This window comes from Streptomyces sp. NBC_01410, from assembly GCF_045040195.1.
Lineage (GTDB): Bacteria > Actinomycetota > Actinomycetes > Streptomycetales > Streptomycetaceae > Streptomyces.
Window position 1 is genome coordinate 3,814,791 of record NZ_CP109530.1, and the last position, 14,338, is coordinate 3,829,128.

Genomic DNA, 14,338 nt, shown 5'->3' on the forward strand with positions numbered 1-14,338 from the left:
GAACCACCGCCATGTCCCGCATTTCCTCGGCCCGGTCCCGTCGCGGTCTGCTCGCCGCCGGAGGCGCACTCCTCGCCGGCGTCACCGTGCTGGCCACGCAGGCTGCCGGATCCGTCTCGGCCACTCCGACCCACCACCACCGCCACCACGGCTCCGGGCCGAAGCCGACCGTGGTGCTCGTGCACGGCGCGTTCGCGGACGCGTCCAGCTGGAACGGTGTGATCAAGCGGCTGAAGCAGGAGGGCTATCCGGTCATCGCCCCGGCGAACCCGCTGCGCGGCCTCGGCAGTGACGCCGACTATCTGGCCGGCGTACTCAAGACCGTCAAAGGCCCGATCGTTCTGGCCGGCCACTCCTACGGCGGCAGCGTGATCAGCGAGGCCGCGGAGGGGAACCAGAACGTCAAGGCGCTGGTCTACGTAGCCGCCTTCATACCCGAGAAGGGCGAGAGCGCCCTGGAACTGACCAACAAGTTCCCCGGCTCGACCCTGCCGCCCACCACCAGCCCGTCCCAGTACCCGCTGCCCGGCGGAGGTACAGGCACCGAACTGACCATCAAGCAGGACAAGTTCCGCGCGCAGTTCGCCGCGGACGTCCCGGCGCAGACCGCCGAGCTGATGGCCGTGACCCAACGGCCGGTCGCAGTCTCCGCGCTCGAGGAGAAGGCAACCAGGGCTGCCTGGAAGGCCATTCCCTCGTACGCTCTCGTCACCACCGAGGACAAGAACATTCCCGCGGCCGCTCTCCGCTTCATGGCCGAGCGGGCCCAAGCCGGCACCGTCGAGACGAGGGCCTCGCACGCCGTGACCGTCTCCCGGCCTCAGACCGTCAGTGATCTCATCACCAGGGCGGCGAAGGCCACTTCGCGCTGACCCGTACGTCCATCGGCCGGCACCGGTCTCCCCGGTGCCGGCCGACCCGTGCCTACCGCCCCTGCTCCGCCGTTCGTTTGAGCTCGTCCAGCCAGGCGACCAGGGACTGCTCCAGGGCCGCGAGCATCCCGGCCGGGTCCGCGTCGACCGGCGCCCCCGCCCAGGACTCCTCGGTGACGACCCGCGTCCGACAGTCGCCGTAGGGCTCGAACGTCCAGCGGTGGACTCCGTCGATGCCCGCGGCGGGTCCGCCCCAGGCGACGAACCGGCCCGGTTCCATGTCCGTCACCGTCGAGGTGATGTCCAGGCCGTGGGTGAGCCAGCGGAAGCTCGCGCCAACCTTCAGCTCGCCGTCGAGCGCGGCCAGGTCGATGCCGGAGTTCCAGGTCGGCCAGGCGGCGACGTCGGTGTGCAGCTGCCAGACGGTCTCGACGGGGGCCGCGATCGTGATCTCGTGACGCGTCGTGATCATGCCGCACCATCCTCGGTGTTGTTGTTGTCAATCTCGATGTCGGCGTCGGGGATCCAGGAGCCGTGGATCCCGGACGGCACCCGGCGCGGCAGTTCGACCGTGGCTACAGGCCGCCCGGTGGGCGCGGAAGCGTCGAGGATCAGCAGCTGCGAGGCGTCCTGGTCCAGATCGCTGACGACGGTGAGCAGATAGCCGTCGTCCTCGCGGGTGCCGCCTTCGGCCGGTACGAACACGGCCTCGCCGGGCATCCGGCCGCGGCCCATGGGCACCAGCTCCCGCGCGCCGGTGGTGTGGTCGTGCTTGGCGATGGCGTACTCGCTCAGGTCCGGCCCGGGGAAGGCGACGGAGTAACTGAAGCGGTTCGGCAGGCCGGTCAAGTCCTCGTTGATGGTGGGGAATTCGGTCACCAGGTCGTCCACCGCCTCCTCGCTCGCGGTGCCGGTCGCCGGGTCGAGGATCCAGCGGTGGCCGGTGGCTCCGACCATCGGCTGGGGCGCGTAACCGGGCGCGCCGATCCACCACTTCCAGGTCTGCTCCCAGGCGCCGCGGTCGTAGCGCGGCCCGCTCAGCACGATCCGGCCGCGCTCGTCCTCGTAGGCGTTCGCCACATGCAGCAGCGCGCCGGGCTCGACCTCGAACCACCGCACCTTGGCGGGCCCGGTGCGCGGCATGACGCCGATGCGCGGGGTGTAAGTGTCGCTCCAGCGGTACGGGATCCCCGACTGCTCGGCCGGGTTGAAGACGATGGGCAGGTCGAGCCAGATCACATGCCGGGCCGTGATGCCGAAGTCGTGCATCAGCGAGGGGCCCGCGCCGTCGACGACCTCCGAGCGCACGATGTCGCCCTTTGCGTCGGCGACGTAGTACGTCAGATACGGCGGGAAGGGCCCGTAGCCGAAGAAGTGCAGTTCGCCGGTGACCGGGTCGGTCTTGGGGTGCGCGGTCATCGCGGTCTTCAGCCTGCCGCCGAAGTCGTACGCGCCGACGGTGTCCAGCTCGGGCGTCATCTCGTAGGGCAGGTTCACCTCCTGGAGCGCCAGGATCCGTCCCGCGTGCTCGATGACATGGGTGGCGGCGTCGCTGGCTTTGAGATTGGGTATCCCGTCGGCGCCCATGTAGGGGACACCGTCGAGCGCGGGGGTGTGGACCCAGCGGTTGCGGTACCACTCGGCGCGGCCGCCGCGCAGCCGCAGCCCGTGGATCATGCCGCTGCCCTTGAACCAGTGGGTGGGCGTGTGGCCGGGCTTGGGGTTGTGGCCGTTGCGGAAGTAGCGGCCGCTCAGCTCGGGCGGGATGGTCCCGTGGACGGTCAGCTCGTGCGCGGTGATCTCGTCGACGACGGGCGTGTAGTGCCCGGAGACGTACGGCTTGGTGGTCATGACTGCTTCCTCCTGGTGATGGTGAAGGTGGTGCAGGTGGTGAGCGCGGCGAGGACCGCCGCGGTGACGAATGCGGCGCTGTGGCCGGCCGCTGTGGGGGCGATGGCCGTCATCAGGGCGAGGCCGAGTGCTCCGCCGAGCTGGCGGGTGGTGTTGATCAGGCCCCCGGCCAGACCGGAGTCGGCGGGCGGCACGTCTTCGGTGGACAGGGCGGTGAGCCGTACGAACGCGGCACCGAGTCCCGCGCCGATGAGGAGCGAGGGGCCGAGCAGATCGACGGCGAACCCTGCGTCGTCGGGCGCGCGGGACAGCCACAGGAGTCCGAGGGTGAGGACCGCGAGGGCCGCGGGCGTCCCGGCGCGGGCGGGCAGCCTGGGGGCGAGCACGGACCCGGCGACGACGCTCAGCGCCAGCGGGAGTTGGGTGAGCCCCGCCGCCAACGGCCCGTATCCGAGAACCTGTTGCTGGTAGAGCGGCAGGAAGTAGAACAGCCCTACCCAGACCGCGCCGAGCAGCGTCATGGCGGCATTGGCGACGGTGACCTTGCCCGTACGCAGCAGCCGCGGCGGTACGAGGGGAGTCCTGGCCCGCTTCTGCCGCACGGCGAACACGGCGAGGAGGACCAGGCCCGCGGCTCCCGCGAGGGGGTTCTTGGCGGTGAGTGCGTAGACGAGCGCGGTCAGCCCGGCGGTCGACGTGAGGGCGCCCAGGATGTCGACCTCGCCGCCCGCGGGCGGGTCGGCGGGGACGAGGACGAGCGTGGCTGCGAGGGAAACGGCGGCGACGGGCACGGAGACGAGAAACACCGCGGGCCAGCCGTACAGCTCGGTGAGCACCCCGCTGAGCAGCACCCCGGCAGCCCCGCCCGCCCCGGAGACCGCACCCCACACACCGAGCGCCCTGCCCCGTCCGGGCCCGGGCGGGAAGACGCCCAGCAGCAGGGCGAGCGCGGCGGGCGCGAGGAGAGCCGCACCCGCGCCCTGGACGGCGCGGGCCGCGATGAGGACGGGGGCGGACGGGGCGAGACCGGCCGCGAGCGAGGCGAGCGCGAAGACGGCCATGCCCACGGCGAACACCCGGCGCCGGCCGAGCAGATCGGCGAGCCGCCCGCCGAGCAGGAGGAGTGCGCCGAAGGCGAGGACGTAGGCGTTGACGACCCAGGACAGGGCGGCGGGTGACATGGACAGCCCGTCCGCGAGGGCGGGGAGCGCGACATTCACGATCGAGGTGCTGAGCACGACGAGGAACTGCGCGGTGGCGAGAGCGGCGAGGGCGGGACCCTGCCGTATGTCCGGTGGCGCTTCCGTCACGGTTGCCATGTCCCCTCCGAAAGAAAGAGTGGTTGATCACTCACTCATTGGCTGAAAGAAAAGGCCGCAGAGTGTGCGGCCGTGTCCTGCTCAGTAGTGCCGGACACCCGCGAGCAGGGTCCTCGTCCAGGGCGCATCGACGTCCGTCGCACCGATGGACACGACGACATTGCACAGGAACCCGGTGGCGAAGAACCCCTGAATCAACTCGTCGGGCGCACCGGACGCCGACCGCACGTACTCGACGAGCCGTGCGTACATCCCCTGCACGGCCGCCTTGATCGCGGGCTCGCTCGCCGCGCAGTTCGCATGCATCAACACCCTGAGCAGGTCGTCCCGGTCCGCGATGAGATGCGCGTACGCATCCCCCATGGCATCCAGCACATCCGCCGGCTCGGCACTCCCCACCTCGACGACGGCCCCGGCAAGCCGCTCCCGGATCAGCCGCCCGCAGTCCTCGACGACGGCGACGAACAGTGCCTCCTTGTCGGGGAAGAGCCGGTAGAGATACGACTGCGAGATCCCGGCACCCTTGGCCACCTCAGTGGTGGAGGTGCCGTAGTAGCCCCGCGCCGCGAAGACCCTGGCAGCGGTGGCCAGAACCTCCGCGCGCCGGGCGTCGGCGGTGGAGAGCTGTCGCGTCCTTGTCGAACCCATGTGAGTAATAGACCACTCACACTTCCCTGGTGTCAACCCCCAGAGACCCCACACTCCGGCAGGGCCCGTCCCCGTCGGCCGGTCCGTATCCGCTACCCTGTCCTGGGCTGCTTTCAGCGGCAGCTCAAACCCGCCTCCGTAGCTCAGGGGATAGAGCACCGCTCTCCTAAAGCGGGTGTCGCAGGTTCGAATCCTGCCGGGGGCACCAGCGACAAGACCCCCAACCGGTCACGGTTGGGGGTCTTTGACATCCACGTCTGACATCAACGACGCCGGACGGAGGCGCACCCCAGCGTCCCTGTCCGGCAGTCGTGTCAGCGAGCGGTGGCATCCGGAGCGGGCCCGGATCGTGCACTGCCCGCGCCTTGCGCCACGGCGCCAACGCCGCCGACATCGCCTGATTCAGGCCGGTCCTGCGGGGACACAGCACCCGCAGCAGGCCCAGCCGTCGGCTGAGTACAGAGCCCTGGACCAAGCCTTCCAAGAGAGCGTCCTCTCAAATGCACTGCAGTGGTCATGGAGTCAGCACTGTCGCAGCCTGGGGCGGGCATCGCCTCAGGGCTTCACAACTCGAGCAGGGATGCGGGCTCTTGTCGGACGGCACCCGTCCCCGGCCTTCTCGGGGAGGGGTGCCGTCCGGGCGCCTGCCGGGCGGGCGCTCAGCTGACGAGGTACTTGACCGCGTCGACCACGTGTGGGCCGTAGCCGAAGGCCGCGGCCACATGCTCGAGTCGCTCGTACGACGCCGGGGTCAGTGGTGTGCCGAAACTGTTGACAGCACAGAGCAGGAACCGGAAGGCCAGTTCGGCGCAGACCACTTCTGCGCACCGCATCAGCGCGTGACGGGTGGCCGCTGACCGGGTGTCCTGGTCTCCGCCCTGGTCGAGCAGCCCGACCAGGGCGACCACCTCCGCCGTCCGTCGGCGATGCTCGACCGTCGCCGGCGAGGCCCCGTCGGGCACGCACACGGGATACGTCGTGCAGGCGTCCTCCGAAGCGCCTCGTGCTCTCGCGATCGGCACGATCAGCGACAGCAGGCGGTCCACGGACGCGCGCTCCTTGCCGCCGATCTCAGGCTGGCCATCCATCGGTGTGCCCGTGGCCCGCCAGAGAACGCTCAGCTCCTCGCCGGTGAGGTCCGAATCCCGCAGCCGCATTACGTCCTCGATGAGGAGCAGGACGCGGCCGGGTTCGAGACCCGGGTTCCGGCCACCTAGGTAGGCCAGGGCATGATCCAGTGCCGTGTCGGCGTAGAGGATCCAGTCGCCGTGGAAGGACGTGCCGAGCTCGGTCACGCCGAAGTCGAAGGTCATGTCCTCGTGCTGTGCTGCGGGGTCGTGCATGGTTCTGCTCCCCTCTACAGCGGGTAGGCGGTCAGGATGTAGAAGCCGCCGGGCTTGTGGCCCTTTTTCGCGGCGAGGATCACCTTGAAGCTGTTGCTCGTGGTCGGACTGTAGTTGCCGAGGTGGTCCATGCTGTCGCCGAGCGATCCGGTCCCGTACGTGCCCTGGAGCGTGAGCTGCTGCGGCTTGCCCGGCTTGCCCGCGTCCTGCACGAACTTCGTGATGCGGTCCTTGTTCTGGTCGACCAGCTGGTTGACCGCCTTCTGGGCGAGGTCCGCGCTCTTCCAACGGGAGTTGGACGTGGGCCTGCCAATCCGCCGGGTCTTGGCCTTCGCCAGGGCCTCCATCTTCTGCCGGTCGACGTTGACGTGCTCGTCCAGGGTGTGGGCGATGCCCGGGAACATCCGCTCGGCGCGCGCCAGGTCGGTGCAGTTGTGGACCAGGACGTCCTGGTCGCCGACTCGCACGTAGTAGCTGTCGATGCCGCTGACGTCGAGGTCGTAGGTGGCCTGTCGGCCGTCGGACCGTTCGGTCGCGGTGACGGTGGCCTCGGTGCCCTCGGCGGTGTGCAGGCGGTCGCCCGCGCGCAGCTCGCCCGCCGGGACCCACGCCTGCCGGTCCGGCAGCCAGTAGCGGTGCTGCTCGGTCGACGTGAGGTCGGAGACGTCACCGTCCGCGCCGGCGACCGACAGTCGGACAAACGTCTTGTCGGTGTACTCGGAGGTATACGGCGTCGACATCACCGGGCGCGGCCGGGTCAGCTCGGCGAACTCGCCGCCCGGGTCGGTCGCGAGGACCTCGTCGCCCGGCCGGACGTCCTCGATCGGCTTGTGCGTGCCGTCCGCGAGGAGCACGGGGGTGCCGGCCGGGAAGCTGTTGCACTCGAAGACCACATCGGTCTTGCGTGCCTTCGCGATGTCGTCCGGGATGAGCTTGCCGCCCAGCTTCAGCCAGCGCAGCACGGCGAGAGAACCCAGAGCCCGGTCGAAGCCGTCGACGTGCTCGCCGGTCATCATGTCCTTGCCGGTGATCGCCTCTACGATGCCCTTGCCGTCGCCGATGCCCGGCATCAGGCCGAGGATGATGGACATCCGGCGCTGCTGCTCCTCGCTGTCCAGGCCGGAGGAGCCGTCGCTCCAGGTCTTGCCGACGTTCGAGAAGTCGAACTCGAAGGCCGGTACCTCGCGGAGCTTCTCGGCGGCCTTCTTGATGCCGGGGACGACCTTGTTCATGTCGTCGACGGCCTTGTTGGCCTGGCCGATGCCCTCGTTGAGGGTGTCCATGCCCTTGTTGGCCTTGTTGATGGACTGGTTCAGCCCGCCCAGCGACTTGTTGATGTCGTCGACGGCATCGTTCATGTCGCCAAGGGCGCGGTTCATCTGCGCGAACCCGGCGTTCATCTGGTCGAGCGCCTTGCCGATCCCGTCGAGGTTGTCCTTGACGCTCTTGACCGCGGCCTGGAACTTCGGGTCACCGACCAGCTGCGCGAGTCCGAGCGTCAGCCGGATCAGCAGCAGGGTCATCTCGATTATCACGAGGATCGTCTCGATGGTCTCGAGGACGTCCTTGATCAGCTTGTCGATGTCCTTCTGCGCGCCGGCGGCCGTCGCGCGGATCCGGTCCTCGACCTGCTTGCGGTACTCAGGGTCCGCGATCTTGGTCGGGTCCTCCTTGAAGGCCTCCCTCAGCTTCTGGAGGCCGGCGGCTTCCTTCTTCACCGTGCCGAAGTGTTCGACGGTGTCCTTGTGGAGGTAGTGGACGCCGTACGCGAACATGCCAACGCCGACACCGACCTTGAGGGCCTTCTGCGCGAAGTCGCGATAGCAGGCCGGTTTCTCCAGCAGCGACAGCTTGTCGCAGCCGGAGATCCTGGCGGTGCCCTTGACGATGGCGGCCAGGCGGTCGGTGTCGAGCTTCGCCTCTGCGGCCTCGAGCTGCTCCTCGGCGTGCGTCAGCCTGACGCTCTGTGCGGCCAGCGCGCTGTCCTCGCCCATCCCGAACGTCAGGAAGACGCTGAGAATGGTCAGCAGTGCGGCAGTTTTCAGTTTGAGTTGGCGGTGCATATACGTCCCGTGCCGGAGAGCAAGGCGCGCACGGATGGTCTCTCCGGCGCGGCCGGGCTCTGAATTCCCCCTGGGGGCCGTCCGCTTCAGGCAGCGACCCTCCAATTACCGACCAGTAGCTTACGCGCAGCTCCCCGACGATCCGCCCCACAGGAGCCCGGCTTCCCCACGCCCATGATCATGCGCAGAGTGGTGGACTTGCCCGCCCCGTTGGGACCCAGAAATGCGGTGACTTGTCCGGAGGTGACGTGAAAGGACAGCTCGTCGAGTACCCGCTTGCCGTCATACGTCTTGACCAGCTCGTGTACATCGATCATTCGTCGTCTCCGGCCGGCCGGACCCGGGAACGGTCCCGGGCGCCGAGGTCGATGGTGCGGTCGGGCAGGTCTGCGGCCGGATCGGTGTGAGACACCCACACGATCGTCCGGCCCTGCTGCTTCCGGCGGCGCAGGTCGTCCACCACCGCTGTGACGGCAGCCGAGTCGAGTCCGTTGAAGGGCTCGTCGAGGAGCAGCAACTCGGGATCATGCGCCGTTGCGCAGACATAGCCGAGCTTCTTGCGCTGCCCGAGGGAGAGTTCACCTATCAGTACGTCCTGACGGGCAGAGAGCCCAAGTGCGTCGACCCTCTCCAGCAGTGTCCCGATACGCGCGCCCCAGAGCCCGGCCATCAGCGCAAGCTGCTCACGGGTGGTGAGATGTTCGTAGAGCGGCGGAGGCTCTTGAAGGAAGCCCCGCAGCGCGCGCACCGAACGGTGCCGGGGCGGTCTGCCCGCTATGGAGACAGTGCCTGCAGAAGGGACACGCACCCCAGCGATCACCCTCAACAGGGTGCTTTTGCCACAGCCGTTCGGACCGGTGAGCCGGACCACCTCACCTTTCGCGACACGCGTGGTGAGACCGCCGAATATCTCCGTTTCGCCACTACGGACTGTCAGACCTGCGATTTCGATCATTTCGCTTCTCCGAATGCCTGATGCTCATATGGCCGCGGTACTGGAAGGTCGCGCCTGGCCACGTGGCGGACGCAGACGGCGGAAGCCGCGAGTACGCAGCCGAGAAGCGCCATATCGACAACCTGGGTCAAGAGGCCGCCCGTGACCGGCTCGCTCAGCCCCAGACCGACCGTCACTGGAAGGGTGAGCAGCGCCGTGAGCACGCCCTCCACAACATCCGCCATCGGAGGCCGAGTTGTCCGCCCGCCCGCGAACGTCTCGGTAGCCGGAACCACGTACCAGGTGATGATCGATGCACATCCCGCTGCGGCAGCCACAGCGGGCAGAATCAGTACGGCTACGCCCCACTGCACACCGCTCACTCCGCACAGCGCGGCTGCCCCCAGGTAGAACGGCGCGGTCACGGCGAGGACGCCGATCGCGGACGTCACGACCTTGGCCGCGGGCCAGGCTCCCGTCGGCAGCGGGGATTGGCGCAGTACGTCCCAGCAGTCGCGATCGGCCTCGATCCCGCAGATCTGCACCACTTCTCCGGTGGAGATCAGGGCGGCCGCGATCAGCAGGCCGGCGAGTGCAGGAGCGGGCAAGTGCCACGGCTGCTCGTCCAGTGTCATCGCGGTGCCCGCACAGGCAGCTCCGACGAGGATGCTCAGTCGCTGCAGCCTCGCTGCGCCGCCGACCGCTGCCGGGTCGGCTCGACGAAGCCGGAGCCAGGTCAGGCGAAGGACAAGAGCCATCGGGGAGAGTGACGGTTCCCAGCCGGTCAAGTGCCCTCGCCGGTCGCGCGAGCTGTGGCCATGGGCATGAGCGGCGCTCTGGGCGGCCAGGTCGCGACGAACGGTGCCCTGAACCCGCAGCGCGGCTGCGGTCCCTGCCACCACGACAACTCCCAGGTAACCGGCGGCGGTCCACCAGACCCGTCCGGGCGTATGCATGGCCGTCCATACGTGTGGACGGGTGTTGGCGACGGCGTTCCCGAGCCAGCGTGTCACATCCGCCTCCGCCTCCCCCGGACCGCGTCCCAGCAACCCGACGAACGGCGCAGCGAACATTCCCAGGAGCCAGCCGCCCACTGCGGCGAGCACCGCCCGGGGCAGATGGGCGACCCTGACGACGCGGACCATGAAGACGGAGACCAACAGGATTCGCAGGGCCGCGGCGACTGCGACCGAACCGTAGAGATTGATCAGCAGCACGGGCAGCAGCTCCCTGCCTGCCTCGGCTGCGGCGAGCCAGGGGACAGCGAGCGCGCTCACCGCGAGCAGTAGCGTGAGCGCGACTCCCACGGTGGGGAGGACGAGCCGTGCGGCGACCAGTTGTCCTCGGCCGACCGGGAGCGTGCTCAGGACGGATTCGTCCTGCGGACGTACCAGAGATCGACCCAACGCCGGTTCGACGCCGAGGAGTTGATGGAGCAGCCAGAGCACCGCGGGAGTCCAGGTCCACGCCGCCAGGTCGACACCTGCCAAGGAGTCCGGCGGCAGGAGTGTCCCCAGCATCCGGCCCAGCAGCACCAAGGCCCCGAAGCCGGCCGCTGCCCCACAGGAGAGGACAAGTGCGGCGGCCCGTCGGCGTCGCCGCCCCCGGGTCTCGGCGCCCGCCATCAGATTGAGGCGCCTGCGGCTGTCCGCCAGACACAAGGCGAAGACGGAACGGATCCACCGACCAGTCCGACAGGCATGAGGTCCGGACACGGAGTCAGACTTCATCGGATGCCGGCTGTGCACGCCGTCGTCTGCCACTGGCGAACCGCTCGGACGGGCAGAGCACAGCGGCCGGGATGACCAGCGCCACGAAGATCCCGGCGAGCAGATGCAGGCCGGAGGCGGCCGGAAGCTTGAGTCCCAGAAAACCCAGTGGGGCCCACCACACGCACCCACCAATGATGATCAACAGGCTGCCGGTCCGGGCGACAGCCACCAGCAGCCCGAGGACGATCAGCGCGATGCCGCTGATCAGCCACACCAGGCTGAGCAGTTGCAGGATGTCCATCACGTTTCCGGGATCTCCGGTGAGATCCTCGGAAGTCTCCACCGCGTGACGCGTCTCCTCGACGGTGGCGCGGAAGCGGATGACGTATGCGATGGCGCAGATGCCGGCCCCCGTCGCAGCCACACCACCCGCGATTCGGATGCCCGGGTGGACCAGGCCGTCCGTGATCACGACCCAGCAACGCACAGCGAAGGCGATGAGCTTCCGGTTTCCCAGGATGCTCATGATGAAGCGGTGAATCACAGTTCTCCGGTCGCACCGTATTCGGTACGGATGATCGGGGCGGGCAGGACAGTCAGGCGGGGAGCAGAAGCAGCGTGCTGGAGTAGAGCGCTGTGATGGAGGCCGCTATCGCCACGGCACGCGGCCACGCGACGTCCGACACGGACCGGGCGGCCCACAGCAGCGCCGCAAAGAGCAGGACGAGCCAGGCGTCGACCCGCGTCAACGCCGGCACGGCATCGGATGCCTCACCCCACGACAGCAGTCTGTCGTCGCAACGTCCCCTGGGCGTCAAGAGATTGACGCGGGGATGGTCTGCAACGGAACGGAGTGACTGGCGCAGCCCTGGTCAGGGGCGTAGTCAACGTCGTCCAGTCAAGTTGCTCCGCTGGACATTACCCGAGGGTTCGGTCGACGATGAAACCCGTTAGCCCCCACCGAACACGGTTTAAACAGTGACTACTTGGCTGCCTAGAGGCGCATCGCCACGCACGACGAATTGACGCGGAACATCGTCCCCAGCGGCTTCTTGATGCAGGACCGGCCGGCCTCGTCGTTGGTGGTGCTGCGCGAACGGAAACCTTGAGCAACTTCTGAGGCGGAATCATGGCCTCCATCACATTGGTCGCTCCTCGGATCATGATCGAATCGGTGCCGACCGAGCGGGCGCCGACCCCCCGGGCTGACCTCCCGGGGCGGGGGAACCGGCGCCCAAAGAACTAGATACGGGGTATTCCGCACGTGACCAGTGCCATCTCCACCAAGCAGCAGCCGCGTCGAGCGTTCCGCGGTACCAGGGCGATGTTTGTCGCCGCAGTGACCGCCGGCGCCCTCTTCGCCACCGTTTCCGGTGCCAACGCGGCGCCGGTCTCCTCGCACCACGCCAGCGCCAGCGCCACAGCGTCGGCGGACGAATCGGGGTTCACGCCCGCGGAGCAGGCTCAGGGCGCGGCCATTGCGAAGGGCATAGCCGAACTCGGAGTGAGCGAGGACCAGTTCGCTTCGGCGCTTGATGTCGTGCTCACCCGACCGACTCCCGACCCCGAAGCTGTCCAGTCCCGTCTCGCCGCGCTTCCTGCGGAGCCCACCGCGCACCAGATCGTGGAGGCGGCGTATCCGAACGACAGCGCGGCACAGGCCGCGTTGTCGCCTCTGTTTGCCAACGAAGAGGTGCGCCACACCCTCCTGGCCCAGATCGCCGGTGGGAAGAAGGGCAACAAGCTGGCCGCCGCCGACTGGTGGGACGAGACGAAGTTCATCGTCAAGTGCAGCGCGGCTATCGCCGCTGTGCTGATCTCGTTCGCACCGGCCGGTTCCAGCATCAAGGTTGTCCGGGCCGTCGCGCTGTTCAAGCGTTACGGCGCGAAGAAGACGGCGAACATCATCTGGCGTTTCGTGAACGGCAAGAGGGTTGGCTCGGCGGAGCGCGAGGCAGTCAAGGCGTTCATCGGCATTTCCGCCATCTCTGCAGCATGCAGCAGGTAAGGAAGAAGTCATGACGGTTGAGCATGTGGCTGTGATCGCCCTGGTGGTGGAGGTGGCGATCATGGTGCTGGCACGATTCGGCACCGAGCGGCGTCACTGGAACCACCACAAGCGGGGCGGGCCCGTCCCGCTGAGGAAAGACGACATCACGCATGTGCCGGCGCTGTTGTATGCGCTCGCCGCTGTGGCTGTGGCAGTTGGCGCAGTGACGACTCGCGTCGAGCTGACATTGCCGGCCGTCGGAACGTTCGCCTTGTTCGGCATTCTTCTCCCGGCGTTCGCCGCCAACTCCGTCATGGTGCTGGCCACGCGAGGTCGCCCTGACACGATCGCCCGCTGGCAGCGCGGCATCGCCTGGGCGGTGGCCGTCGGCGGCGGCCTGACATCCGCCGGCCTCGTCAGCTAGCAGAGGCCGAAGAGACCCCCAACCAGTCACGGTTGGGGGTCTCAGCGAACCGGCTCCTTCGAAGGACCAGACGACTGTCCTCAGTGAGTCACGTGGATGGCGATTTGGGAGTCCGTGGCATTCAGGAAGGTCCCACTGATGTGGCCGCGAGCCTTTCGGTACTTCCCGGTGCCGCCGGTGATCGCGATGTCGAACTCGGCCTGCCCGGTGGCGGGCAGCCGGATCAGCCCCTGGGCCGCAATCTGGCCCCCGGGCAGCGAGAACGTGGCCGTGCACTGCGACTCGCTCGAACCGTCCGGTTCGACGATGAGAACCGTGCAAACGCCACCGTCGTAGCCGACCTTGACGCTGCCGCGGAAGAGGTCGTCGGTGAACACCTCCTCGTCACCCTGATCGAAGCCCGGGGCGCCCAGATCGAGGTCGGTGCGCGACGTCAGGCGCGCGAGCAGGTGGATGACCTGGCCGTCACCTCCCGTGCCGAAGCTGCTGGAGGTGGCCGCGGCGGCATCCGCGATCGGAAGGCCGGTGAGGACCGTGGTCAGGCCGGCGACCGCGCCCAGCCTCAGAGCCATGAAACGGCGCACAGTGCGCCCCCTTTGGATCGAATGGGCGATTGAGTGATGAATCATCATCTAACGGCTACATAAACAACTCACAACCGGGCCACCCCGCCGACGCGCCCGACACCCGGCAATGCCGCCCGATCGGTCGCGTCCACCCGGGCGCTCCGCACCGGCACCTGCACGAAGCGCACGCCCTCCGACCCGCCCCACTGGCCCGCCCCGGATGCGAAGGCCCGGGATCGCGACGACGATCGGCTGGTGGGCACAGGTGTGCCGACGCGCCAACGAAAGGTGGGAAGAGCATGAGGGTGTTGCTGACCGTCGAGATGGACACCGAGAAGGCGAACAAGGCGATCACGGGCAAAACGTTGCCGCACACCATGAAGTCGGTGCTGGACCGGGTCAAACCGGAGGCTGCGTACTTCGGGGCGCAGGAGGGGATGCGTACCGGGTTCATCGTCTTCGACCTGAAGGAGGCGTCCGACCTCCCCTCCGTCGCCGAACCGTTCTTCCAGGAGCTCGGTGCCAAGGTGAGCATCACGCCGGTGATGACCTTCGACGATGTCCAGGCCGGTCTGCAGAAGTACGGATCGAACTGAAAGCACGTACGGAACGGGTC

At 68.3% G+C, this 14,338-nt stretch carries 16 protein-coding genes and 1 tRNA gene; 5 read left to right on the plus strand and 12 right to left on the minus strand.

Translation table 11 applies throughout. The features are described 5' to 3' along the window. Positions 1 to 11: 11 nt before the first annotated feature. Entirely contained in the window at positions 12 to 872 is an 861-nt protein-coding gene (locus OG741_RS17345) for an alpha/beta fold hydrolase (protein ID WP_405598844.1), read from the plus strand. A gap of 52 nt (positions 873 to 924) precedes the next feature. Here the strand turns inward: OG741_RS17345 and OG741_RS17350 are convergent, their stop codons facing one another. From OG741_RS17350 to OG741_RS17365, 4 genes are all read right to left on the minus strand, one after another. Next, positions 925 to 1,344, minus strand: coding sequence for an SRPBCC family protein (locus OG741_RS17350; RefSeq protein WP_405598847.1), 420 nt, complete (start codon positions 1,342 to 1,344; stop codon positions 925 to 927). After that, positions 1,341 to 2,723 carry a carotenoid oxygenase family protein gene (locus OG741_RS17355; protein ID WP_405598849.1) on the minus strand — a complete coding sequence of 461 codons (1,383 nt, stop codon included), beginning with the start codon at positions 2,721 to 2,723 and terminating at the stop codon, positions 1,341 to 1,343. The genes OG741_RS17350 and OG741_RS17355 overlap by 4 nt, the downstream gene beginning before the upstream one ends. Then, a complete protein-coding gene (locus OG741_RS17360; protein ID WP_405598851.1) occupies positions 2,720 to 4,042 on the minus strand; it encodes an MFS transporter in 1,323 nt (440 codons plus the stop codon). The genes OG741_RS17355 and OG741_RS17360 overlap by 4 nt, the downstream gene beginning before the upstream one ends. Before the next feature lie 81 nt (positions 4,043 to 4,123). Then, entirely contained in the window at positions 4,124 to 4,690 is a 567-nt protein-coding gene (locus OG741_RS17365; protein WP_405598853.1) for a TetR/AcrR family transcriptional regulator, read from the minus strand. 132 nt (positions 4,691 to 4,822) lie between these two features. Here OG741_RS17365 and OG741_RS17370 point away from each other — a divergent pair. Then, a tRNA-Arg gene (locus tag OG741_RS17370) sits at positions 4,823 to 4,898 on the plus strand. 451 nt (positions 4,899 to 5,349) lie between these two features. On the opposite strand, the gene OG741_RS17375 is transcribed toward OG741_RS17370, so the two are convergent. The 7 genes from OG741_RS17375 to OG741_RS17405 form a co-directional block, all read right to left on the minus strand. Further along, complete coding sequence (locus tag OG741_RS17375) at positions 5,350 to 6,033, minus strand: hypothetical protein (RefSeq protein ID WP_405598855.1); 684 nt, start codon at positions 6,031 to 6,033, stop codon at positions 5,350 to 5,352. A gap of 14 nt (positions 6,034 to 6,047) precedes the next feature. Then, the gene (locus OG741_RS17380; protein ID WP_405598857.1) at positions 6,048 to 8,096 is read right to left on the minus strand and encodes a pre-toxin TG domain-containing protein; all 2,049 of its coding nucleotides are present in this window, start codon (positions 8,094 to 8,096) and stop codon (positions 6,048 to 6,050) included. Positions 8,097 to 8,182: 86 nt separating this feature from the next. Next, positions 8,183 to 8,413, minus strand: coding sequence for an ATP-binding cassette domain-containing protein (locus tag OG741_RS17385; protein ID WP_405598859.1), 231 nt, complete (start codon positions 8,411 to 8,413; stop codon positions 8,183 to 8,185). Then, the gene (locus tag OG741_RS17390; protein ID WP_405598861.1) at positions 8,410 to 9,051 is read right to left on the minus strand and encodes an ATP-binding cassette domain-containing protein; all 642 of its coding nucleotides are present in this window, start codon (positions 9,049 to 9,051) and stop codon (positions 8,410 to 8,412) included. Before OG741_RS17390 ends, OG741_RS17385 begins: the two co-directional genes overlap by 4 nt. Further along, positions 9,048 to 10,691, minus strand: coding sequence for a hypothetical protein (locus OG741_RS17395; protein ID WP_405598862.1), 1,644 nt, complete (start codon positions 10,689 to 10,691; stop codon positions 9,048 to 9,050). Before OG741_RS17395 ends, OG741_RS17390 begins: the two co-directional genes overlap by 4 nt. A 58-nt stretch (positions 10,692 to 10,749) precedes the next feature. Further along, positions 10,750 to 11,268 (minus strand): hypothetical protein, encoded by a 519-nt coding sequence (locus OG741_RS17400; protein WP_405598863.1) that lies wholly within the window; start codon positions 11,266 to 11,268, stop codon positions 10,750 to 10,752. Positions 11,269 to 11,338: 70 nt separating this feature from the next. After that, positions 11,339 to 11,500, minus strand: a complete 162-nt coding sequence (locus OG741_RS17405; protein WP_405598866.1) for a hypothetical protein — start codon at positions 11,498 to 11,500, stop codon at positions 11,339 to 11,341. A gap of 506 nt (positions 11,501 to 12,006) precedes the next feature. On the opposite strand from OG741_RS17405, the gene OG741_RS17410 reads away from it, so the two are divergent. Both OG741_RS17410 and OG741_RS17415 read left to right on the plus strand, forming a co-directional pair. Further along, positions 12,007 to 12,750, plus strand: coding sequence for a hypothetical protein (locus OG741_RS17410; protein WP_405598868.1), 744 nt, complete (start codon positions 12,007 to 12,009; stop codon positions 12,748 to 12,750). A gap of 10 nt (positions 12,751 to 12,760) precedes the next feature. Continuing rightward, on the plus strand, positions 12,761 to 13,156 hold the full coding sequence (locus tag OG741_RS17415) for a hypothetical protein (protein WP_405598870.1): 396 nt from the start codon (positions 12,761 to 12,763) through the stop codon (positions 13,154 to 13,156). A gap of 80 nt (positions 13,157 to 13,236) precedes the next feature. On the opposite strand, the gene OG741_RS17420 is transcribed toward OG741_RS17415, so the two are convergent. Then, a complete protein-coding gene (locus OG741_RS17420) occupies positions 13,237 to 13,728 on the minus strand; it encodes an allene oxide cyclase barrel-like domain-containing protein (RefSeq protein WP_405598872.1) in 492 nt (163 codons plus the stop codon). Between the two features lie 293 nt (positions 13,729 to 14,021). Between OG741_RS17420 and OG741_RS17425 the strand changes: the two genes are divergently transcribed. Continuing rightward, positions 14,022 to 14,318 (plus strand): DUF3303 family protein, encoded by a 297-nt coding sequence (locus OG741_RS17425; protein ID WP_266489683.1) that lies wholly within the window; start codon positions 14,022 to 14,024, stop codon positions 14,316 to 14,318. Positions 14,319 to 14,338 lie beyond the last annotated feature (20 nt).

Coding starts and splice junctions, on each gene's coding strand:
- OG741_RS17345 (WP_405598844.1), top strand. CDS start 12: ATGTCCCGCATTTCCTCGGCCCGGTCCCGTCGCGGTCTGCTCGCCGCC.
- OG741_RS17350 (WP_405598847.1), bottom strand. CDS start 1,344: ATGATCACGACGCGTCACGAGATCACGATCGCGGCCCCCGTCGAGACC.
- OG741_RS17355 (WP_405598849.1), bottom strand. CDS start 2,723: ATGACCACCAAGCCGTACGTCTCCGGGCACTACACGCCCGTCGTCGAC.
- OG741_RS17360 (WP_405598851.1), bottom strand. CDS start 4,042: ATGGCAACCGTGACGGAAGCGCCACCGGACATACGGCAGGGTCCCGCC.
- OG741_RS17365 (WP_405598853.1), bottom strand. CDS start 4,690: ATGGGTTCGACAAGGACGCGACAGCTCTCCACCGCCGACGCCCGGCGC.
- OG741_RS17375 (WP_405598855.1), bottom strand. CDS start 6,033: ATGCACGACCCCGCAGCACAGCACGAGGACATGACCTTCGACTTCGGC.
- OG741_RS17380 (WP_405598857.1), bottom strand. CDS start 8,096: ATGCACCGCCAACTCAAACTGAAAACTGCCGCACTGCTGACCATTCTC.
- OG741_RS17385 (WP_405598859.1), bottom strand. CDS start 8,413: ATGATCGATGTACACGAGCTGGTCAAGACGTATGACGGCAAGCGGGTA.
- OG741_RS17390 (WP_405598861.1), bottom strand. CDS start 9,051: ATGATCGAAATCGCAGGTCTGACAGTCCGTAGTGGCGAAACGGAGATA.
- OG741_RS17400 (WP_405598863.1), bottom strand. CDS start 11,268: ATGAGCATCCTGGGAAACCGGAAGCTCATCGCCTTCGCTGTGCGTTGC.
- OG741_RS17415 (WP_405598870.1), top strand. CDS start 12,761: ATGACGGTTGAGCATGTGGCTGTGATCGCCCTGGTGGTGGAGGTGGCG.
- OG741_RS17420 (WP_405598872.1), bottom strand. CDS start 13,728: ATGGCTCTGAGGCTGGGCGCGGTCGCCGGCCTGACCACGGTCCTCACC.
- OG741_RS17425 (WP_266489683.1), top strand. CDS start 14,022: ATGAGGGTGTTGCTGACCGTCGAGATGGACACCGAGAAGGCGAACAAG.